17 protein-coding genes and 1 pseudogene are annotated in these 19,534 nt (G+C 61.5%); 7 read left to right on the forward strand and 11 right to left on the reverse strand.

Features of this window, described 5'->3' with window-relative positions; translation table 11 throughout:
* Positions 1-177, forward strand: a pseudogene (locus tag KHP60_RS06580) (IS630 family transposase); the annotation flags it as partial.
* A 35-nt stretch (positions 178-212) separates the two neighbouring features.
* Here KHP60_RS06580 and KHP60_RS06585 read toward each other — a convergent pair.
* The 7 genes from KHP60_RS06585 to KHP60_RS06615 all read right to left on the reverse strand — a co-directional run bounded on the left by KHP60_RS06585 (position 213) and on the right by KHP60_RS06615 (position 8,127).
* Positions 213-1,241, reverse strand: a complete 1,029-nt coding sequence (locus KHP60_RS06585) for a Gfo/Idh/MocA family protein (RefSeq protein ID WP_213562838.1) — start codon at positions 1,239-1,241, stop codon at positions 213-215.
* On the reverse strand, positions 1,241-2,194 hold the full coding sequence (locus KHP60_RS06590; protein WP_213563347.1) for a zinc-binding dehydrogenase: 954 nt from the start codon (positions 2,192-2,194) through the stop codon (positions 1,241-1,243). The genes KHP60_RS06585 and KHP60_RS06590 overlap by 1 nt, the downstream gene beginning before the upstream one ends.
* A 192-nt stretch (positions 2,195-2,386) precedes the next feature.
* Positions 2,387-2,677, reverse strand: coding sequence for a hypothetical protein (locus KHP60_RS06595; RefSeq protein WP_213562840.1), 291 nt, complete (start codon positions 2,675-2,677; stop codon positions 2,387-2,389).
* 65 nt (positions 2,678-2,742) lie between these two features.
* Complete coding sequence (locus tag KHP60_RS06600; protein ID WP_213562842.1) at positions 2,743-3,204, reverse strand: hypothetical protein; 462 nt, start codon at positions 3,202-3,204, stop codon at positions 2,743-2,745.
* Positions 3,205-3,305: 101 nt separating this feature from the next.
* Positions 3,306-4,850 carry a SpoVR family protein gene (locus tag KHP60_RS06605; protein ID WP_213562844.1) on the reverse strand — a complete coding sequence of 515 codons (1,545 nt, stop codon included), beginning with the start codon at positions 4,848-4,850 and terminating at the stop codon, positions 3,306-3,308.
* Positions 4,847-6,151 carry a YeaH/YhbH family protein gene (locus KHP60_RS06610; protein ID WP_213562846.1) on the reverse strand — a complete coding sequence of 435 codons (1,305 nt, stop codon included), beginning with the start codon at positions 6,149-6,151 and terminating at the stop codon, positions 4,847-4,849. The genes KHP60_RS06605 and KHP60_RS06610 overlap by 4 nt, the downstream gene beginning before the upstream one ends.
* A 29-nt stretch (positions 6,152-6,180) precedes the next feature.
* Positions 6,181-8,127 carry a PrkA family serine protein kinase gene (locus KHP60_RS06615; protein WP_213562847.1) on the reverse strand — a complete coding sequence of 649 codons (1,947 nt, stop codon included), beginning with the start codon at positions 8,125-8,127 and terminating at the stop codon, positions 6,181-6,183.
* Between the two features lie 581 nt (positions 8,128-8,708).
* Here KHP60_RS06615 and KHP60_RS06620 point away from each other — a divergent pair.
* From KHP60_RS06620 to KHP60_RS06630, 3 genes are all read left to right on the forward strand, one after another.
* Complete coding sequence (locus tag KHP60_RS06620; RefSeq protein WP_213562849.1) at positions 8,709-9,773, forward strand: NAD(P)-dependent alcohol dehydrogenase; 1,065 nt, start codon at positions 8,709-8,711, stop codon at positions 9,771-9,773.
* Between the two features lie 20 nt (positions 9,774-9,793).
* Positions 9,794-11,536, forward strand: a complete 1,743-nt coding sequence (locus tag KHP60_RS06625) for a hypothetical protein (protein ID WP_213562854.1) — start codon at positions 9,794-9,796, stop codon at positions 11,534-11,536.
* Positions 11,537-11,646: 110 nt separating this feature from the next.
* Positions 11,647-12,549 (forward strand): YihY/virulence factor BrkB family protein, encoded by a 903-nt coding sequence (locus KHP60_RS06630; RefSeq protein ID WP_213562856.1) that lies wholly within the window; start codon positions 11,647-11,649, stop codon positions 12,547-12,549.
* A gap of 15 nt (positions 12,550-12,564) precedes the next feature.
* Here the strand turns inward: KHP60_RS06630 and KHP60_RS06635 are convergent, their stop codons facing one another.
* Positions 12,565-14,280, reverse strand: coding sequence for a catalase (locus tag KHP60_RS06635; protein ID WP_213562858.1), 1,716 nt, complete (start codon positions 14,278-14,280; stop codon positions 12,565-12,567).
* A 297-nt stretch (positions 14,281-14,577) separates the two neighbouring features.
* Entirely contained in the window at positions 14,578-14,877 is a 300-nt protein-coding gene (locus KHP60_RS06640) for an HlyU family transcriptional regulator (protein WP_213562860.1), read from the reverse strand.
* Positions 14,878-15,068: 191 nt separating this feature from the next.
* Between KHP60_RS06640 and KHP60_RS06645 the strand changes: the two genes are divergently transcribed.
* Genes KHP60_RS06645 through KHP60_RS06655 form a run of 3 tightly spaced genes read left to right on the forward strand, consistent with a single transcriptional unit; the run spans position 15,069 to position 16,790 of the window.
* Positions 15,069-15,422 carry a DUF6152 family protein gene (locus KHP60_RS06645; protein ID WP_213562862.1) on the forward strand — a complete coding sequence of 118 codons (354 nt, stop codon included), beginning with the start codon at positions 15,069-15,071 and terminating at the stop codon, positions 15,420-15,422.
* A 6-nt stretch (positions 15,423-15,428) separates the two neighbouring features.
* The gene (locus KHP60_RS06650) at positions 15,429-15,896 is read left to right on the forward strand and encodes a hypothetical protein (RefSeq protein WP_213562863.1); all 468 of its coding nucleotides are present in this window, start codon (positions 15,429-15,431) and stop codon (positions 15,894-15,896) included.
* A gap of 54 nt (positions 15,897-15,950) precedes the next feature.
* Entirely contained in the window at positions 15,951-16,790 is an 840-nt protein-coding gene (locus tag KHP60_RS06655) for a lytic transglycosylase domain-containing protein (protein ID WP_213562864.1), read from the forward strand.
* A gap of 64 nt (positions 16,791-16,854) precedes the next feature.
* On the opposite strand, the gene KHP60_RS06660 is transcribed toward KHP60_RS06655, so the two are convergent.
* Both KHP60_RS06660 and KHP60_RS06665 read right to left on the reverse strand, forming a co-directional pair.
* Positions 16,855-17,643, reverse strand: coding sequence for a hypothetical protein (locus tag KHP60_RS06660; RefSeq protein WP_213562867.1), 789 nt, complete (start codon positions 17,641-17,643; stop codon positions 16,855-16,857).
* Between the two features lie 415 nt (positions 17,644-18,058).
* Positions 18,059-19,534, reverse strand: coding sequence for an aldehyde dehydrogenase family protein (locus KHP60_RS06665; protein WP_213562874.1), 1,476 nt, complete (start codon positions 19,532-19,534; stop codon positions 18,059-18,061).

Genomic DNA, 19,534 nt, shown 5'->3' on the forward strand with positions numbered 1-19,534 from the left:
TACAGTCCGGATTTGAACCCGATTGAGCAGGTCTTCTCACAGATCAAAGCACATTTGCGCAAAGCCGAAGCCCGGACCGTCGAGGCGCTCTGGCGGGCCATCGGCGACATCTGTGATCTCGTCGAGCCCGAGGCATGCCGTAACTACTTCACCGCAGCCGGATACGGATTCGTCTGAATGACCGGTGCTCTAGTAGCAACTAAAACGGCGCCCTATCGCCCATAGATCCGGTCGAGCACCTTTGCGACGTCCACCAACTGCTCCGCAGCCGGATCGAAGCGTTCACCGGCCGCCAAGCGTGAGGCCCAGTCCGCAGCCGCGCGTCCGCCCCACTCGTCCGGTGGCGTGGTCACCGTCTCACGTGATGTTCCCCGGTAACGCTCGGCGGTGAAATCATAGAACGAGCCGTTCACGTTGCGCAGTGATACGCCGCCTTGCGTCCCATAGAAGGAGGCGGAGATCATCGCATCGCACCCTGCCTGAAGCCGCCAGGAGCAGGCGAGCTGAACCACGGCACCGGTCTCCAACTCCATAGTCGCGACGGCATAATCCTCCACCTGTGTTGTGACATCGGTCAGCGGCGCACCGCCTGAAAGGAGCTTGCCCGTGACACTTGCGATGTCGGGATTGTCCAGTGCCCACAGTGCAAGATCGACAAGATGGACGCCAAGGTCCATTACACAGCCGCCGCCGGAGAGTACCGGATCATAGAACCATGGCTTGTCTGGCCCATAGGCGTTGTGGAACACGAGATCCACCGCATAGACATGTCCCAGTTCGCCTGAATCGATGATTTCGTGGATACGGCGCATTCCTTCCGTGAAACGATAAGAGAGATCGACGCACAACAGCCGGTCGGCGTTGCGTGCGGCGTCGACCACCGCCTGCACCTCCACGGCCGTCCGGCCAAGTGGCTTTTGGCAAAAAACGGCAACGCCACGCTTCAGAGCCCGGATCGACTGTTCTGCATGCATGGCGCTCGGGGTTGCAATCACGACGCCATCGACACCGAGATCAAGAATGTCATCGAGGGTCGCAACCGGTTGCGCATCAGGCGCAAACTTACAGGCCTCAGCTACCATCTCTGGCGATGGATCCGCGATGGCTGCAACATCGATGGCTCCGGTGCCGAGAATCGCCTGCATACGATGCCGGCCGATCCAGCCGACGCCGAGGAAGCCAAGGCGCGGACGAGCGGGAGGGGTCTCGGGAGCAGCCCGATGTAAGATCTGTCGCGTCATCAAAACGTCACTAGAGCTTTGAGAAAACCGTCTGGCCGGTCTCGCGTGTCATTCAGTGCCTCATCAAGCCTCTCCAAAGGATAGCGGTGCGTATAGAGAGAACTCGGATCGAGACGCCCCGACGCGATAGCATTCACCGCCTCGCGCAGCCCCCGGACATAGACCTTCGGGTCGCGCTCATGAGCATTGATCACATCGATACCACGCCAGTTCCAGAGCCACATATTGACCTGACGCGGTCCGTCCTGATGATAGCCTGCGACAATGAGCTTGCCACGTTCCCGAGTCAGTTCGCCCGCGAGATCGAGAGGCCACTGCTTGCCGACGGCCTCGATAACCCGCTCGCAGAATGTGCCGTTCGTCAACTCCCTGACCCACTCGATGATCGCAGAGTGATCCTCCATCGGGATGGTCTCGGCTGCGCCCATGCTGCGCGCGAGATCGAGCGAAAATGGACGCCGCGAGATGGCAATCACGCGCGCGCCAGCGTCTGTTGCAAGCCTCGTCAGGATCGCGCCGAGAAAGCCGATGCCGATGATCGCGACCGTCTGCCCGGCTTTGATCTCGCTGCGATGAAAGATGTTCATGGCGCAGCCGAGCGGCTCGCCGGGAAACGGTTGGCCCAGGAGGGCATCCGGCAGGCGCACCACCGCATCGGCCTCGGCCAGATCGTATTCGGCATAGGATTTGTAGGAGAGTGCCGCAACCCGGTCGCCGATCGAAAGCCCTTCAACACCCTCGCCGACAGCATCCACGAAGCCCCAGGCCTCGTGGCCGAGGGCGCCTGGCTCGGTGGGATACTGCATCCATTCGGGGCCGGCCCAAGGCGTCAGGTTCGAAGCGCACACGCCACACCCCTCCAAGCGTAGCCTTACCTGACCGGGGGCCGGTTCGGGACGTGCAACCTCGCTGATCTGGATTTGCCCGGGGCCTGTGACAATGGCGGCCCGCATGCGCGGCGGAATCGCGGCCTGCCCATCGCTCCTCTTGCTCAGGGAAGCAGAAACGTCGCTACTCGCACCATTCTCGTTCAGCAAGTTTGTCCCTCCACCATACAGCCCGAGCAATTAGGAACCGGGGAGGAGACTTCAAGGCTTGGCTTTTTGTGTCGTGATGCTGCCCGTTCCGTGGCAGCGTTATCGGGATCATGCCGTGGTCTGGACACCCGTCTCAGCAACGTATTTGATGCGCGCTGCGCTGTCCGGCTCCAAGCCCTTTTCCCTACACCACTTCGCGAAGGTTTCAGGCTCAATCATGGTGCGCGAGATCTGGAGACCCGCCTGGCGGCCGACATTCTCGTTGTTCTCGGCCGCTGCCAGCCAGGCATCGTAGGTGGGGGCAAGATTATGCCGGTCGATCATCATGTCGCGGATGCGGGGATAATCCTCTCGGCTGTACCAGGGCAGCCAGATCCGACGGGGCGTCGCATCCGTCATTCATGGTCTCCAGATAATCGGCACCGGGCCCGATTGATTACTGGGCTCGGTGCCGCAGCATTCCTTCAGCTCAACAGGTAGAACACCGCCGGCGCAGCCGTCAGGAGCCCGGCCGTCGTGAGCAGCATGAGCCGATGATCGGGATTCGCAATGCGATGAACCTTCCGCGCCGTGGAGCCTGCTTCCATGCTCCAGCCATTCATGCAGGAGCAGAGTAGGCGATGGGAGGCTCCATCGGACAATTCAAAGAATTCCATGGCATCCCCGAGCGTGTCACCCTTCAGGCCGGCAGCGCGCAGGACCGGATCCTCGAAGGCCACCGTGATCGGAGATTCGTCGGACCTCAGCTCCGGCCGTTTGTCCTTGGGGACGAACTCGATCTCACCCAGAGATCTCAAGCGCCGCTTCGGCTGGCGCTCCAACACTTCGGCCCAACGCTCGAGGCGTTCGCGCCGGGACAGGAAACCTTGGCTCAACTCATGCACTTCAGCGACGCTACGCAGCTTCTCTACAGGCTTGTGTTCCATAGGTATTCTCCTGCAAGGGAGCCGACCCTCGAAACCAGGGCCGAGCCCAGGGAAACCTATGATCGCGTGAGTCCCTGGCTTTTTTGCGTCAAAGTAGCCCCTCAGAAGAGCGTTTCGTGCGGGTGGGCCACGTGCTCCTGGAAGATCGCTCCGGTGGCCGGCTCCACCTCTTTCAGCACGACTGCATAGCCCCAGAGATTGGCTACCATCTGGAGGACCCGCTGGGCATCGTCCTTGTGCAGCAGGGTCCGATTGAGGACATGATGGTGCAGGATCAGTCGCCGATCCCCGGCAAGATCCACATCGATCACCTGGATGTCAGGGTCACTCCAGCCGACATCGTAATGGCGCGACAGCGAGCGCCGCAGGCGCCGGTAGCCCCGTTCATCATGGATGGCCTCGATCATGAGCTCCGGCCGATCCGGATCGTCGACCAGATGGAACATGCGCCATTTCCGAATCAGATGCGGGCTCAGGAATTGCGAGATGAAGCTCTCGTCACGGTAGTTCGCCCACACGTCACGCAGCACTGCCATTGCGTCGCCGCTGTCGGCGATGTCGGGGAACCATTCTCGGTCCTCCTCCGTCGGCTTTGTGCAGATGCGCTCGATGTCCTGCATCATACCGAAGCCGAGCGCATAGGGATTGATGCCACCGTAATGCGGATCGTCGAATTCAGGCTGGCGAGTGACGTTGGTGTGTGACTGCAGGAATTCGAGAAAAGCTCCATCGCTGATCTGCCCGCGTTCGTGCAGGCGGGTCATGATGCGGTAATGGCAATAGGTGGCGCAGCCTTCGTTCATGACCTTGGTCTGGCGCTGCGGGTAGAAATATTGTGAGATCTGGCGCACGATGCGCAGGATCTCGCGCTGCCAAAGCTGCAGGCGCGGCGCGGACTTTTCGAGAAAGTACAGAAGATTTTCCTGCGGCAATTCGAGAAGGGCGCGGCGGCGCTCCTCGCTCAGTTGCGGCTTGGCGGCGGCACCCTTGGTCGGCACCGTGCGCCATAGATCGTTGAAGGTCTGCTCCAGATGAAGCTGGCGCTCGCGTTCCCTGCGCTCCTCCGAGCGCAGGTCGGGCCGCTTCTTGCGCGGATAGCGGTGAACGCCGTGGGACATCAGCGCATGGGCAGCGTCGAGCACGCGCTCCACGGCGGCATGCCCATAACGCTCCTCGCAGCGCGTGATGTAGCCTTTGGCGAACTCGAGATAGTCCAGGATCCCGTCCGCGTCGGTCCATTCCTTGAACAGGTAGTTGTTCTTGAAGAAATGGTTATGGCCGAAGGCCGCGTGGGCGATCACGAGGGTCTGCATCGTCGCCGTGTTCTCCTCCATGATATAGGAGATGCACGGGTTCGAGTTGATGACGATCTCGTAGGCGAGGCCCATGAGTCCCTGGCGGTAGCTCGATTCATGCAAGGCGAAGCGCTTGCCGAAAGACCAGTGCTTGTAGAACAGGGGCATGCCGATGGAGGCATAGGCATCGAGCATCTGTTCGGCGGTGATCACTTCGATCTGGTTGGGATAGACGTCGAGTCCCAATTCGCCGACGCCAATGGCCTCGACAGCATCATGAATGCGCTGGATCGTCCCGAAATCCCAATCGGGTCCATGGAAGAGCAGATTGTCGTGCTCGATCACGGTCATGGCACCCTTGCTCCGGCTTCCGCATCGCGCCGGCGGAAGAGTTCGCGGAAGACGGGGTAGATCTCTCGACGATGGTTCACCTTGCGCATGGCGAGATTGGCCCCTTCCACCTGGAGCGTTTCATAGGTCTGCCACAGAGACGTCTTGTGATTGATGAATCCGGTCTGCATCCGGTCGCTGTCGCTGCCGACTTCGAGATAGGCATAGTACTGGCAGACCGGCAGGATCACGTCGCGCAGCAGGGTTGCGCTGGTCGCGCCGTCGTTCGGCGAATTGTCGCCGTCGGAGGCCTGGGCCGCGTAGATGTTCCACGCATCCGGCGAATACCTTTCCTCCACGATCCGCTGCATCTCCCGCAAGGCCGAGGATACTACAGTTCCGCCGGTCTCCGGGCTGTTGAAGAAGGTCTCCTCGTCTACCTCCTTCGCCTCATGGGTGTGGCGGATGAAGACGATCTCCACGTGCTTGTAGCGCCGCGTCAGGAAGATGTAGAGCAGCATGTAGAAGCGCTTGGCGAGATCCTTCATGTGCTCGGTCATGGAACCCGACACGTCCATGAGGCAGAACATCACCGCCTGCGCGACGGGCTTCGCGACCGGTTCGAAGCGGCGATAGCGCAGATCGATAGGATCGATGTAAGGAAAACGCTTGGTGCGCAGCTGCAGCTGTTCGAGTTCGAGTTGCAGCGCGGTCAGGCGCTCCGACGGACCCTCCTGCTCCTCGAGCCGATCGATCTCTTCCTGAAGGCGGAGCAGGTCTTCGGATTTGGGTCGCCGCATGGCGATGCGGCGGGATAAGGCATTGCGCATGGAGCGCAACAGCGCGAGGTTCACGGGAGAACCGGTGACCGTATAGCCGGCCCGGCGCAGCCCTTGCGTCTCAACGGTCGCGACGCGCCGCTTGGCGAGGTCCGGCAGTTCCAGATCGTCGAGGAAAAGATCGAGGAACTCGTCGCGGGTCAGGACGAAGCGGAAATCGTCCTCGCCCTCTCCGCTGTCACCACCGGCCGCGCCACCGCTGCCGCCGGGCGGCCGATCGATGGCATCGCCTTCCACGAAGCGCTTGTTTCCGGGAAGGATGTGATCATGCACCCCGCCTTCGCCGGACCGCCGGAAGCTGGGCTCGCGAACACCATCAGCCGGGATCGAGACCTCCCCTCCCCGTTCGAGATCGGTGATGTCCCGATCGCCTGCAGTCTGGCGTACGGCCCTCTGAATCTGCGCCTTGGCTCGGCGAAGAAAACGTTGGCGGTTCGCCAGACTCTTGCCCCCTGGGTTGAGGCGCCGGTCGATGATGTACATAGGAACGCCTGATCTGCCTCCGTCCTCTGTCAGCCCGCCTGCTTCACACGCATGTACCACTCCACCAGGCGCCGCACCTGGCGCTCGGTGTAGCCGCGCTCCATCATCCGGAGCACGAACTCGCCGTGCTTCTTCTCGGTGTCGCTGTCCTTCTTGGACCCGAAGCTGATCACAGGCAGCAATTCCTCGACCTGGGAGAACATACGGCGCTCGATCACGTCGCGGATCTTCTCATAGCTCGTCCAGGACGGGTTACGTCCATGATTGCCCGCCCGTGCGCGAAGCGAGAACTTCACCACCTCGTTGCGGAAATCCTTCGGGTTGGCGATTCCCGCCGGCTTCTCGATCTTGGTCAGCTCCTGGTTCAGGAGCTCCCGGTTCAGGAGCTGGCCAGTATCGGGGTCCTTGAAGTCCTGATCCTCGATCCAGGCATCGGCATAGGCCACGTAGCGGTCGAAAAGGTTCTGGCCGTAATCATGGTAGGATTCGAGATAGGCCTTCTGGATTTCGTGGCCGATGAAATCGGCATAGCGCGGCGCGAGCTCGGCCTTGATGAACTCCAGATACCGCCGCTCCACATCCTGGGGCAGCTGCTCGCGCCTTAAGGATTGTTCGAGCACGTACATCAGGTGAACCGGATCAGCCGCAACCTCGATGGTGTCGTGGTTGAAGGTGGCGGAGAGGACTTTGAAGGCGAAGCGGGTCGAGATACCATCCATGCCTTCGTCGACGCCGGCGGAGTCCTTGTATTCCTGTAGGCTACGCGCCCGGGGATCGACCTCGCGCAGGCTCTCACCGTCATAGACGCGCATCTTCGAGTAGAAGTTCGAGTTCTCGTGCGCCCGGAGCCGCGACAGGACCGAAAACCGCGCCAGCATTTCCAGCGTAGCTGGAGCACAGGGCGCACCTGCCAGTTCCGAGCCGCGGATCAACTTCTCATAGATCTTCTGCTCTTCCGTGACCCGCAGGCAATAAGGCACTTTGATCACGTAGATGCGATCGATGAAGGCTTCGTTGTTCTTGTTGGCCCGGAAAGTCTGCCATTCCGCCTCGTTGGAATGGGCCAGAATGATGCCGGTGAATGGGATGGACCCGATGTTCTCCGTACCGACGTAGTTCCCCTCCTGTGTCGCCGTGAGCAGGGGATGAAGCATCTTGATCGGCGCCTTGAACATCTCGACGAATTCGAGGATGCCCTGGTTGGCGCGGTTCAGGCCGCCGGAATAGCTGTAGGCGTCGGGATCGGCCTGGGACAGGGTCTCGAGCTTGCGGATGTCGACCTTGCCGACGAGGGACGAAATATCCTGGTTGTTCTCGTCGCCCGGCTCCGTCTTGGCGACAGCGATCTGCCGCAAGCGGGACGGGTTGATCTTGACGACGCGAAACTTGGAAATGTCGCCCCGGAACTCATCAAGGCGCTTGATGGCCCAGGGACTCAGAAGATTGGTCAGACGCCGCTGGGGAATGCCATAGCGCTCTTCCAGCACGGAGCCCATCTGTTCCGGGTCGAAGAGCCCGAGCGGACTCTCGAAGACCGGGCTGATCTCGTCGCCCGCCTTCAGGACATAGATCGGATTGACCTCCATCAGAGATTTCAGGCGCTCGGCGAGCGAGGATTTGCCGCCGCCGACGGGGCCGAGCAGGTAGAGGATCTGCTTACGCTCTTCCAGCCCTTGAGCAGCGTGGCGGAAGAAGCTCACGATCATTTCGATCGTCTCTTCCATGCCGTAGAATTCGGAAAAGGCCGGGTACACCCGGATCGTACGGTTCATGAAGATGCGGCCGAGGCGCGGGTCCTTTGACGTATCGACAAGCTGGGGCTCGCCGATCGCTGCCAGGATGCGCTCAGGAGCGCTCGCATACATCATGGGATCGTTGCGGCACCCTTCCAGGTAGTCCGCCAGGGACATCTCCGCCTCGCGGCGGGTTTCATAGGTCTTCAAGAAACTCGAGAACAGGTCGTCGGAATGAAGCATGGCGCCACCGAAATCCAATCCCTCTCAGAGACAACTATTGTGCACCGCTAAGGTTGCCCAGACCATGCGATACTATGATGCGGTCGAAGTGATGCGGCGTACTCCTTTTTGTCGTGGCGGAGAAAAAACAGGTCGCGACAGGTTCGCTTCTGTCCGGGCTGAACCCGTGCGCCTTGAAAATATGCCCGCCCTCGACAACCAGCCTCGCGGATTGCGGGCAGGACAGCAAGTTAAAGTTACTCACAACAACCCGAAATCCACTGTGCCGCATTGCCGCCTGCACATGATGTGGTGGTCTGCTGCGAGCGCCCGCAAGGCTTTCACCGGCAGGCACCCATCAATTGAGCGTTACCGTCATTAAACCGCGCCAGTTCTTAACCAAGGCTGAATCCGGATCGGCGTTCAGGGGATGAGCGGGTCCTAAGCCTCGGTCGGCTCAACTTCCCGAACAAACATCCCGTTCGTCGGTTGACGTCGGCTCGATCGAACCTATCGTCTGTTGCGCTTGAGTGCTCAGCAGGGTCATCGCGCGGTGGCAGGATCTGCTCCGTCCCACGACCGACAATTCGGAGAACTTTCCCGTGATCAAAGCTTTCGGCTATGCCGCCCAGGACGCGACCACCCCGCTCGCCCCCTTCAGCTTCGAGCGTCGGGAGCCCCGCGAAAGCGACGTTCAGATCGAAATTCTATATTGCGGCGTCTGTCATTCCGATCTGCACACCGCCCGTGCAGAATGGGGTGGCACTCTCTACCCCTGTGTGCCAGGACACGAGATCGTCGGCCGTGTCACGGGCGTTGGACCGGGTGTGCAGAAGTTCAAGGAAGGCGATCTTGTCGGCGTCGGCTGCATGGTCGATTCCTGCCGCACCTGCCGCAGCTGTCGTGAGGGCCTCGAGCAGTACTGCGAGGTTGGCTTCACCGGCACCTATAACGGCCCGGAACAGGGCACGGGCGCCAATACCTATGGCGGTTATTCGAACACCGTCGTTGTCGATGAGAGCTTTGTCCTGAATGTGCCGGACGGAATGGACCTTGCCGCCGCAGCGCCTCTTCTATGTGCTGGGATTACCACCTTTTCCCCCCTGCGCCGCTGGCGTGTGCAGCCCGGTCACAAGGTGGGCGTCGTCGGCCTCGGTGGCCTGGGCCATATGGCCGTCAAGCTCGCCCGGGCCATGGGCGCGCATGTGGTGCTGTTCACCACCTCGCCCAACAAGCGGGAGGATGCGCTCGCCCTCGGCGCGCATGAAGTGGTCGTGTCCAAGGATCCGGAGGCCATGAGCGCGCACCGGAACAGCTTCGATTTCATCCTCGACACCGTTGCCGCGCCGCACGACCTCGACAGCTATCTCGTGCTTCTTGCCCGCGACGGGGCCATGGTGCTGGTGGGCGCTCCGGCCGAGCCGCACCCCGCCACGACGGTGTTCAACCTGATCATGAAGCGGCGCCAGCTCGCCGGCTCTCTGATTGGCGGCATCGCCGAGACGCAGGAAATGCTCGATTTCTGCGCCCAGCACGGCATCACGGCCGAGATCGAGATCATTCCGATCCAGCAGATCAACGAAGCCTATGAGCGGATGCTCAAGAGTGATGTGAAATACCGCTTCGTCATCGACATGGCGTCGCTGAAGCAGGAGACTGCGGCTTAAGCCCCAGAGGCCGCCTCTCGATGCTGGTCTACGGGGATGTCGAGCGCACCGAGACGGTAGGAGCCAAGCAGGCTTTCATCAGGGAGGTCCTGTTGGGGATCCGTTCCATGCCGCCCGGAATCGAGCGGCATGGAACGCTTGTGACAGCCTTTATCGGCGCCAGCGAACTCGTCCAGGGCTTAATTGACGCCGAGTTTGGGGACCGCGGCGCCGATACGCTCTCCGCCATCCACCAAAACGGCATGGAATGCCTCTCCCTTCTTGCCCTTGCCATCGAGCAATCGTGGCGCAGTGGGTTCAAGGAAGGCTCCTTGCCGCAGGATTTTCTCGAAAAGCTCCTCAGTTTCGATCCATCCCGGACAATCTGCACCAAACAGGCGGAAGGCTATGCCTTCTATGCCCTCTATCCGGAAGGCTATCTGGAAGCGGCCAGGGCTTCGGGGTTGGGCCCGGACACCCAGGTCGTCGGCATCCGCAGCATCGGCACGGGGCTCAGCACTCTCGTCGCCGCCGCCATCGGGGCTCCGCCCCCTTTCACGCTGCGCCCGATCGGTCACCCTTTCAAGCGTGAGGTGAAAGTCGATCCGGGACTTACGGAGACGCTTGCGGCAGACCATGACAGGTCCTTCGCCATCGTCGACGAAGGGCCCGGCCTGTCCGGCAGCTCATTCGGTGCTGTCGCCGACTGGCTGGAAGAGGCTGGCGTGCCGCGCCACAGGATCCATTTCTTCCCGAGCCACGATGGCCCGCTCGGACCGCAGGCCGGCGCCGGTCATCGGGAGCGATGGGGCACGGCTTCACGCCACATCCACACCATGGATGATCTTCTCCTTCGGGGATCGCCCCCTCACCATCTCACCGCCTGGATCGAGGACCTGATCGGCCCGCTGGATGGCCCGCCCGAGGACCTTTCGGGCGGAGCCTGGCGCAGGCGTCGTTATCGGGACGAGGCGAATTGGCCGCCATGCAATCTCCAGCAGGAGCGCCGGAAATTCCTGGTGTGGAGCAATGGCGCGCCCTGGTTGGTAAAATTCGCAGGCTTGGGGGAGACCGGTACCAGGCAGCTCCGGATGGCCCGCCAGCTGCACGAGGCAGGCTTCACGCCCGAGGTCGCAGGGTACCGCCACGGCTTTCTTGTGCACCGCTGGCTTGAGGATTCCCGAAGCCTCGATCAGGCGACCTTTGATCGAGATCGGCTGATCGAGCAGGTCGGCACGTATCTAGGCTTTCGCACCCGTCATTGTCCCGCAGCCGGGCAGCAGGGTGCATCGTTGGGCGAGTTGCGCCGCATGGCGGTCTACAACACCCGGCAGGCACTAGGGGACGAGGCAGGCACAGCCCTGGACCGATCTCTGCCGCATCCGGATGTTCTCGATGGCAAGGTGCGCCGGATCTGCACCGACAACCGGCTGCACGCCTGGGAATGGCTGGTCTGCGGCGACCGGATCATCAAGGCAGACGCGCTCGATCACAGCGCAGCCCATGACCTGATCGGGCATCAGGACGTCGGCTGGGACATTGCTGGAGCCATCGTCGAGTTGGATCTCTCGGAGGAGGAAGCCATCCGGCTTTGCACCATCGTCGAGCGGGACGGCGCTCACCCGGTTTCTCCCGAACTGCTGGCCTTCCTGCTTCCCTGCTACTGCGCCTTTCACATAGGCGCTCACCTCATGGCCGCAGCCACGCTTGAGGGAGAGGAAGGAGCCCGCCTGCGCAAGGCCGCTGATCGCTACGGCCACCTTCTGCGGCGGCACGAAACCTGAGGCCGCGGCCTTTGATCTTGGCAGGAACAAGGGAAAGTTCCTGCTCGTTAACGGCCAAGTCAACGCGTTTACGGTACCGGGCTCGATCGCCCGGTGGGATCGGCCCTGGTATGCTCTCCGACACATGGCGGCTTTTGAAGGTGGCATTCGCGGGATGGTGGAACGACCGCGCCATGAGCCTCGGCGCATCCATCGCCTTCTTCACCGTCTTTTCTCTCGCCCCCATGCTGCTCGCCGCCATTGCCGTTGCAGGGCTGGCCTTTGGGCGGGAGGCCGCACAGGGCGCCATTGTCACCGAGCTTGGCGGCCTGATCGGGGCCAACGAGGCCTCCGCCCTTGAAGCGATGATCGCCAGCGCCAGCAATGTGGGATCCGGCATCCTGGGCACCATGATCGGCATCGTGACGTTTCTTCTGCTGGTCACCGGAGCCGTGGTGGAACTGCAGGACAACCTGAACATCATCTGGAAGGCAAAGCCGCCGGCGAATTTCGGCATCTTGAGTTTCGTTCGCACCAGGCTCGTCAGCCTGGCCCTGGTGCTGGGGATCGGATTTTTGCTGCTGGTGTCGCTCGTCATCGATACGGGCCTGTCGGCCGTCGGGCACTATCTCGAGGCGAATTTCTCGGGTGCCACCATCATCCTGCGCTTCCTGAACAGTCTCGTCGCCTTTGCCGTCGCGACACTTCTGTTTGCGATGATGTTCAAGCTCCTGCCGGCCGTGGACCTCCGATGGAGCGATGTGTGGACAGGCTCCCTGGTCACAGCGCTCCTGTTCACCCTCGGCAAGTTCCTGATCGGATATTATCTCGGCAAGAGCAACGTTGCGTCGAGCTACGGGGCCGCCGCCTCCATCATCACGATCCTGCTCTGGATCTATTATTCGTCCCTGATCCTGCTCTTCGGGGCCGAGTTCACGAAGGCCTACGCGGAGAGCCGCGGGAGCCTGGGCTCGGGGCACGCCAGGGAGCCTGAACGAGAAACGAGCCGGGACATTCCGGCTCGCCTCCCGTAGACGCCGACTTGGGGCCTACTCGGCCGCCTCCCCCATGGCCGGGGCGGTCGGGACATCGCGCATACCGCCCAAAACCTCCTCGGCCGAGGCCTTGTAGTTCTTCACGGAACTCGTCCATTGGCCCCAGACATTCGGGTCGATCTTGTCACCGTTCCTGCCGAGGTTCTGCAGGCGGCGCTTGTCCTCGTCGGTCAGGGCCTGCTTCGGCAGCGGCGGGAGGTTGCGGACATCGCCGGCCGTGATGCCGAGCATCTCTCCGACGCGGTTCCCATAATCGTCATGCACCATCAGGAAGTGCCACACCATGCGCTCCTGCACGTCCCGCTCGCACTGAGCCAGAAGAGTGCCCATGTTGAGAACGAGATCGTCACGCTCCCAGTCCATCATGGTGCAGTAGCGCCCCCTTGCATGGATGTAATCGTTGCGCCGCTCGATCACGCTGCGGGTCAGCCGTCCGCGAATCTCGGGTGGGTTGTTCGGCTCCTCGCGAGGCGACTCATGCAGGCCGTTATGGATCGACGGCTCGAAGTTCACATGCGGGTTCTGCCCCGGCGCCAGATCGCGGCGGAAGGACATCTGCCCGCCGTTCAGGTTGGTGGATACCCTGGCGTTCTTGGCCTGGTTCACCGGCAGTTGCAGGTAATTGGTGCCGACGCGGTAGCGCTGGGTATCGGAATACGAGAAGGTGCGGCCTACCAGCATCTTGTCGTCGGAAAAGTCGAGCCCATCCACCAGCACGCCGGTGCCCATGGCGATCTGCTCGTTCTCGTTGAAGTGATCCTCCACATTGCGGTTCAGGGTCATGACGCCCACGTGCCTCAAGGGAAAATCCTTCTCCGGCCAGATCTTGGTATCGTCCAGCGGATCCCACTCGAGCTCCGGATGATCATGGTCCTCCATGATCTGCACGTACATGTCCCACTGGGGATACTCGCCGCGCTCGATCGCCTCATAGAGGTCCTTGGAAGCCGAGCCGAGATCCTGGCCCTGCACCTTGGCCGCCTCCTCAGCCGTCAGGCTGGCCAATCCGCACCGTGGATGGAAGTGATACTTCACCAGGACGGTGTCACCCTGGGCGTTCACCATCTTGTAGGTGTTTACGCCAAAGCCCTCCATATGCCGGTAGCCCGCCGGAATGCCGCGCGGGCTGAACAGATGGGTCAGCATATGCATGGATTCGGGCGTCTGGCTCATGAAGTCGAAGATGCGGTTCGGCTCCTGGCGGAAGGTGATTGGATCCGGCTTCAGGGAGTGGATGACATCTGGAAACTTAATGGCATCGCGAATGAAGAAAATTGCCAGGTTGTTGCCAACCAGATCCCAATTGCCGTCCTCCGTGTAGAACTTCACCGCAAAGCCACGTGGATCGCGTGCAACCTCGGAGGAATCGCGCCCGCCGATCACGGTTGAGAAGCGGATAGCGAGCGGCGTCTTCTTGCCGGGGGTCTGAAACAGCTTGGCCCGGGTGTACTTCGAGGCAGGTTCGTCGCCGATCTTTCCGGTGACCTCAAGTTCGCCATAGCACACGAAGCCGCGAGCATGGACGACCCGCTCCGGGATCCGCTCACGGTCGAAATGGGTGATCTTCTCGAGGAATTGATAGTTCTCCAGCGTGGCCGGGCCGCGGCTGCCCACGGTTCGCTGAGACTGATTATCGGTGATGGGATGCCCCTGCCTGTTCGTCAGGACCCGATCGGACGTTCCCGACGGTGCGTTAGGGTTCTTGGCCATGGCGATCTCCCTTGAATGACCGGATGATTGCAGCGCGCCCCCGCTAAGACCGTAAGAGCTTACGGCAATCAGCACCAATCGATAATCCTGCGGTGCACGATCAGATTATCTGATTGAGAACTGCTCACCGGAGGGAGCGTGTTTGCGGAGGCAACATCCATAAACGGCAATGGTTGCGCGTCTCATGCGAATGTGGAGCAGGAACTGGTTCGATGCGGCCCAAGCCAAGTGACCGCCGTTCTCCAATACGCTCAGGCGGATCCATTGTTATCGCTCGAACCATTTGAGAACAGGCTCTCAGCGAAAGATGCGGTCACCCTGCTCGTCGATGATCTGCTTACCCTTGGTGATCGCAAAAGTGACGGCCTCGTCCTTGCTGGGATGCGTCTCGGCCCGCACGAAGCGATGCTCCTTCATGCCCATCTCGAAATCCTTCTCGATCACACCAGCCGTCTGGTACCCGCCCTTGGCGGAGTACGGCGCCGGCCGGATTCGAAACCCCTTGTACTCCACAGCCTCGGCGGCAGGCTCCTCACGCACGCCTGCACTGCCTCCGCCTGCCAGACGGTTCCAGAGGTCTTTCAAGATCGGCGCCATCGCTGCCCCTGAACAAAGGTTGATTCGTGAAGCCGCAGCATACCCGGGACGGTGCAGAGGAGCGAATCCTCCGGGTTCCCCCATCACGATCCGATGATCTGCGCAGGCTCCGCTTTCAAACGCCTTGACGCCAAGCCTCCTGCAGCCAACTCTGACCGCCTGGTCTGGCTCAAGAGACACAGGGGTCCATCATGAAACTTCCTCTGTTCGCATCATGCCTCTCCGGGGCACTCCTGACCGGCGGCATCGCCTTCGCGCATCACGGATGGGGCAGCTACGATGCGACCCGGCTCATGACGATCACCGGCAATGTCGAGCGAGCCGACTGGCAGAATCCTCACGTCCTGGTGGTGGTGCCGTATCAGGGGAAAAGCTGGGAGGCGGTGCTCGCGCCTCCATTTCGCATGAATGCGCGCGGACTGGAGCCCGATCTGATCAAGCCGGGAACGCAGGTCAGGCTCGAAGGCTATCCCTCCACCCGCACGGCGACGGAAATGAGAGCGGAACGGATCAGCGTGAGTGGTAAGACCTACGAGCTGCGCTAGGCCACAATGTATCTCGATCTCCTTGCCGCATTGGAGAGTTCCTGGCTCGGCCATGCGGGGCGCCACTCGGCCTGGCTCTACACAGGTGCGAATCTGCTGCATGTTCTGGGAGCAGCCTTCGTCGTCGGCGGCATTGCCGTCTTCGACCTGAAGGTTCTGGCAGAGCACGGGAAGCATGCCTGGCAGGTCGGGCGCTATGCGATCCCGCTCGCGGCCACCGGTCTCGCGCTTCAAATTCCAACCGGAACGCTTCTTCTCGCCGTGGAGGCTCGTGCGCTCGGAGTGAACCCGGCCTTCTACCTGAAGCTTGCCTTCATTGCCTTGGGGCTCATCAACGTCGCCCTCTTTCACGCCCGCTTCGGAGGGCCCTTGCGGACAGGCGCCTTGCCGTCGGAAGCCCGTGTCTACGCCCTTGTCTCTCTCATCGCCTGGATGGTCGTACTCTTGGCAGGACGAATGATCGCCTATTTGTAGCTTGGCACGTGGCTTCCATTCATTCGATCATCCGACCTTTCAGAGAGGTCCTTCATGCGCTTGTGGCTGGCGCTTTGCGGAATTGCCCTCTGCTGCGGCACGGCCTGGGCCAATCCGGGGGCGTCAACAGAGACCGTCGAGCAGGCCCTGTGCCGACTGATCGAGGGGGCCGCCCGCACCCAGCGAATTCCGCACGATCTGCTCACCAGGTTGATATGGCAGGAAAGCTCATTTCGCCCACGCGTCGTCAGTCCGGCAGGCGCGCAGGGCATCGCTCAGTTCATGCCCGGCACGGCACGAGAACGGGGCTTGGCCGATCCCTTCGATCCCGAGCAGGCCATACCAAAGGCCGCCGAATTCATTGCCCATCTGGCAGAGCAGTTCGGCAATCTCGGACTTGCGGCGGCCGCTTATAACGGAGGGCCCGCACGGGTAACCTCCTGGCTTGCAGGCCAGGGAGGATTACCTGCCGAGACCAGGAATTACGTAATCGCAGTCACAGGCCGATCCGCCGAGGAATGGGCAGCCGATGCCAAGGAGCGAAGAGACGCCGACGACCTGAGTTCATCCGGGCAAAGCTGCCATCAGATCGTCGCCACGCTGCGCCTTCCTGGGCGCGGAGATACCCTCGAAGCGCCGTTTGCGCCTTGGGGCGTTCAGCTTGCCGGCAACTTCTCGAAGGAACGGGCTCTCGCCACGTTCAGGCGCACGAGCCAGTCCTACGCTTCCCTCCTGAAGGATGTCCGCCCGATGATCATCGGAACACGGCTGCGCTATCGCGGCACACGCACCTTCTACCGGGTCCGCGCACCAGCAGAAACGCGGCAGGCAGCGGAGCAGTTGTGCCGGAGCATTCGCACGGCTGGCGGCAGCTGCATCGTACTTCCGAGTTGAAAAGGCCTGCACCACATGAATGGTGCAGGCCTCTTCTCGGATGGATCTCTTCTGGAGCGAACGATCAGCGACGCTGAGGCCGAAGCGAACGGGCGAGCTCACGGATGACGTTGTCCTCGATGTTGAGGTTCAGATCGTTGTCATCGCCAGCATCGTCATCACCCAGATCCGCATCGACCGGAGCAGCGGGCCTCGACAGAACGCCCCGTTGAGGCTGCGCCGTTCTCTCGTTGGCTTGGGCAGGAGCGGGCGGAGGCGCATTGCGCTGTCCTGCCCCGGCTTCCGCCGAGCCACGCGCGGGTGCGTGTGGAGTATAACCGCGTGGTGCGGAGTACCGATTTTCGAGCGTATCGAGCAGGCTGTTGAGAGCCGCGTTCGACATGGGAACGTCAGGCGCCTGAGGTGCGCCTTCCAATGCAATGGACCGGTTCTGATAAGCCACTTCCGTTGTCACATCCGGACCGAACCAGGACAGAGGACGAAAATCCCTGGCCTCTTCGTCGCTCTCGAACGGAACGGAGATCAGGTCCAAAGGTCCTGGTGTCACGAAGCGGACGATCTGAATGTCGCGCGTACCGACAGTGAGATGGGTGAGCAGATAATCGAGCTTTCCGGGCGTAACATCGAGGAGCGCCTCAGCGTGAGCGCGCGGAACCTCTGTACGCTCCTCGCTCGGCCCGTTGGGTCCGGTGTGAAGCAGAACCAAGCTGCCCTTGTCGCCCTCCACAACCACGAAGGAGCTGCGATCAGCCTGATTGGGGAAGTGGCCTTCCGTGACACGATTGCCTCCTCTCTCCTTGCGGATCAGACGCGCAAGCGAAGAAGCAATGAGATAACGCCGGGAAGTAACCATATTAAGTTCTCTACTATTAACGGAGCGCCACTCACCGGCTCGCAGCACTAGCAGCATCCATTTAAATTAGAACGAAGTTGCATTGCAATCTTCCACACTGACAAGCATGGATTTGAACGCAACAATGTTTGCCGCTGCAGGGGTTTGAGCCTGTAAGTACGAGTTCTCTTGGATGCCTATGATGGCGTTCCCGTGGCAAAGTTCAATGGACAGGGCCAAAAGCTGCCCGAGTTTTGTCGATAAAGTTAACACTGGTTCGAAGTGCAATGTCGGCGGCGTGCTGCAATCTAAGAACACGCACCACAGCGCTTGTAAGGGTCACTGTCCGCATGCGTTCAGCCATTACATAAATTAATGGCCTCAGCATCTCGACTGGCGGGATGCTGAGGCCATGCGCCGCGCATGAGTAATTCAGTTACTCGCTTGATTGGGTCTTTGGCACGTATGGGCCGTTTCCGTCGAATGTGTAGGCGGTCTTCACCGTGGTGTAGAACTCCTGCGCGTAGCGGCCCTGCTCGCGCGGACCATAGGACGAGCCCTTCCGTCCGCCGAATGGCACATGGTAGTCCACGCCGGCCGTCGGCAGGTTCACCATCACCATGCCGGCCTCCGCATTACGCTTGAAATGCGAAGCGTGTTTCAGGCTCGTGGTGCAGATGCCGGACGACAGGCCGAACGGCGTATCGTTGGCGAGTTCCAGGGCCTCGTCGTAATCCTTCGCGCGGGTCACGGTCGCCACCGGGCCGAAGATCTCCTCGCGGGCCACACGCATCTGGTTGCTCACCTCCGTGAACAAAGCAGGGGCGAGATAGAAGCCGGGGGTGTCGCGCTTCAGAAGCTCGCCGCCGGCCACGAGCTTGGCGCCTTCCTCCTGTCCGATCCGGATGTACTTCAGATCCTGATCGAGCTGGCTCTGATCGACGACCGGGCCGATCTGCGTGCCGGCCTTCAAGGCATCATCAATGACGAGCCCTTGCATGCGCTCCTGCATGGCGGCCACGAACCGGTCGTGGATGCCCTCGGTCACGATGAGGCGGGAAGAAGCGGTGCAGCGCTGACCGGTGGAGAAGAACGCGCTGTTGACGGCGCATTCCACCGCCACCTTCAGGTCGGCATCATCGAGCACCACCATCGGGTTTTTGCCGCCCATCTCGAGCTGAAGCTTCTTCATCGGATCGGCGGTGATGCAGGTCTGGGCCACCTTCCGGCCGGTCGGTACCGAACCGGTGAAGGAGATAGCAGAAACCTTGGGGCTCTGCAGCATCGCTTCGCCCACCACGGAGCCGCGGCCCATCACCAGGTTGAACACGCCCGCCGGCACGCCGGCCCGGATGATGATCTCGGACAGCGCGTGGGCCGAACCCGGCACGAGATCGGCCGGCTTGAACACCACGGTGTTGCCATAGGCGAGCGCCGGCGCGATCTTCCAGGCCGGAATCGCGATGGGGAAGTTCCACGGCGTGATCAGGCCGACGACCCCCACCGGCTCGCGGGTGATCTCCACATCGATGAAGGGCCGCACGGACGGCACCTTCTCACCGGCCATCCGCAGGCACTCGCCGGAGAAGAAGAGAAAGATCTGCGCGGCGCGGGTCACCTCGCCGATGCCTTCCGGGAGGGTCTTGCCCTCCTCGCGCGAGAGCAGGCGGCCGAGTTCCTCCTTGCGGGCGAGGATCTCGTCGCCGACGGCCTTGAGGATATCATGGCGCTGCTGGATCGAGGAGCGCGACCAGGCCGGGAAGGCATCGTAAGCAGCGGCGATCGCGCGCTCGGCCTCGGCCACCGAGGCGCGGGCGTACTCGCCGACCACATCGTTGGTGTTGGACGGGTTGACGTTCGCTGAAGCGTCCGACGCCGACAGCCACTCGCCTGCGATATAGTTCTTGGTCAT

Source organism: Microvirga sp. 3-52 (genome assembly GCF_018383585.1).
Classification (GTDB): domain Bacteria; phylum Pseudomonadota; class Alphaproteobacteria; order Rhizobiales; family Beijerinckiaceae; genus Microvirga.

What these genes read in the sequence shown, in the direction of transcription:
- KHP60_RS06630 (WP_213562856.1), top strand. Translation starts at nt 11,647, where the DNA reads ATGCTCTCCGACACATGGCGGCTTTTGAAGGTGGCATTCGCGGGATGG.
- KHP60_RS06655 (WP_213562864.1), top strand. Translation starts at nt 15,951, where the DNA reads ATGCGCTTGTGGCTGGCGCTTTGCGGAATTGCCCTCTGCTGCGGCACG.
- KHP60_RS06640 (WP_213562860.1), bottom strand. Translation starts at nt 14,877, where the DNA reads ATGGCGCCGATCTTGAAAGACCTCTGGAACCGTCTGGCAGGCGGAGGC.
- KHP60_RS06605 (WP_213562844.1), bottom strand. Translation starts at nt 4,850, where the DNA reads ATGACCGTGATCGAGCACGACAATCTGCTCTTCCATGGACCCGATTGG.
- KHP60_RS06645 (WP_213562862.1), top strand. Translation starts at nt 15,069, where the DNA reads ATGAAACTTCCTCTGTTCGCATCATGCCTCTCCGGGGCACTCCTGACC.
- KHP60_RS06635 (WP_213562858.1), bottom strand. Translation starts at nt 14,280, where the DNA reads ATGGCCAAGAACCCTAACGCACCGTCGGGAACGTCCGATCGGGTCCTG.
- KHP60_RS06600 (WP_213562842.1), bottom strand. Translation starts at nt 3,204, where the DNA reads ATGGAACACAAGCCTGTAGAGAAGCTGCGTAGCGTCGCTGAAGTGCAT.
- KHP60_RS06615 (WP_213562847.1), bottom strand. Translation starts at nt 8,127, where the DNA reads ATGCTTCATTCCGACGACCTGTTCTCGAGTTTCTTGAAGACCTATGAA.
- KHP60_RS06625 (WP_213562854.1), top strand. Translation starts at nt 9,794, where the DNA reads ATGCTGGTCTACGGGGATGTCGAGCGCACCGAGACGGTAGGAGCCAAG.
- KHP60_RS06590 (WP_213563347.1), bottom strand. Translation starts at nt 2,194, where the DNA reads ATGCGGGCCGCCATTGTCACAGGCCCCGGGCAAATCCAGATCAGCGAG.
- KHP60_RS06665 (WP_213562874.1), bottom strand. Translation starts at nt 19,534, where the DNA reads ATGACCAAGAACTATATCGCAGGCGAGTGGCTGTCGGCGTCGGACGCT.
- KHP60_RS06650 (WP_213562863.1), top strand. Translation starts at nt 15,429, where the DNA reads ATGTATCTCGATCTCCTTGCCGCATTGGAGAGTTCCTGGCTCGGCCAT.
- KHP60_RS06595 (WP_213562840.1), bottom strand. Translation starts at nt 2,677, where the DNA reads ATGACGGATGCGACGCCCCGTCGGATCTGGCTGCCCTGGTACAGCCGA.
- KHP60_RS06660 (WP_213562867.1), bottom strand. Translation starts at nt 17,643, where the DNA reads ATGGTTACTTCCCGGCGTTATCTCATTGCTTCTTCGCTTGCGCGTCTG.
- KHP60_RS06610 (WP_213562846.1), bottom strand. Translation starts at nt 6,151, where the DNA reads ATGTACATCATCGACCGGCGCCTCAACCCAGGGGGCAAGAGTCTGGCG.
- KHP60_RS06585 (WP_213562838.1), bottom strand. Translation starts at nt 1,241, where the DNA reads ATGACGCGACAGATCTTACATCGGGCTGCTCCCGAGACCCCTCCCGCT.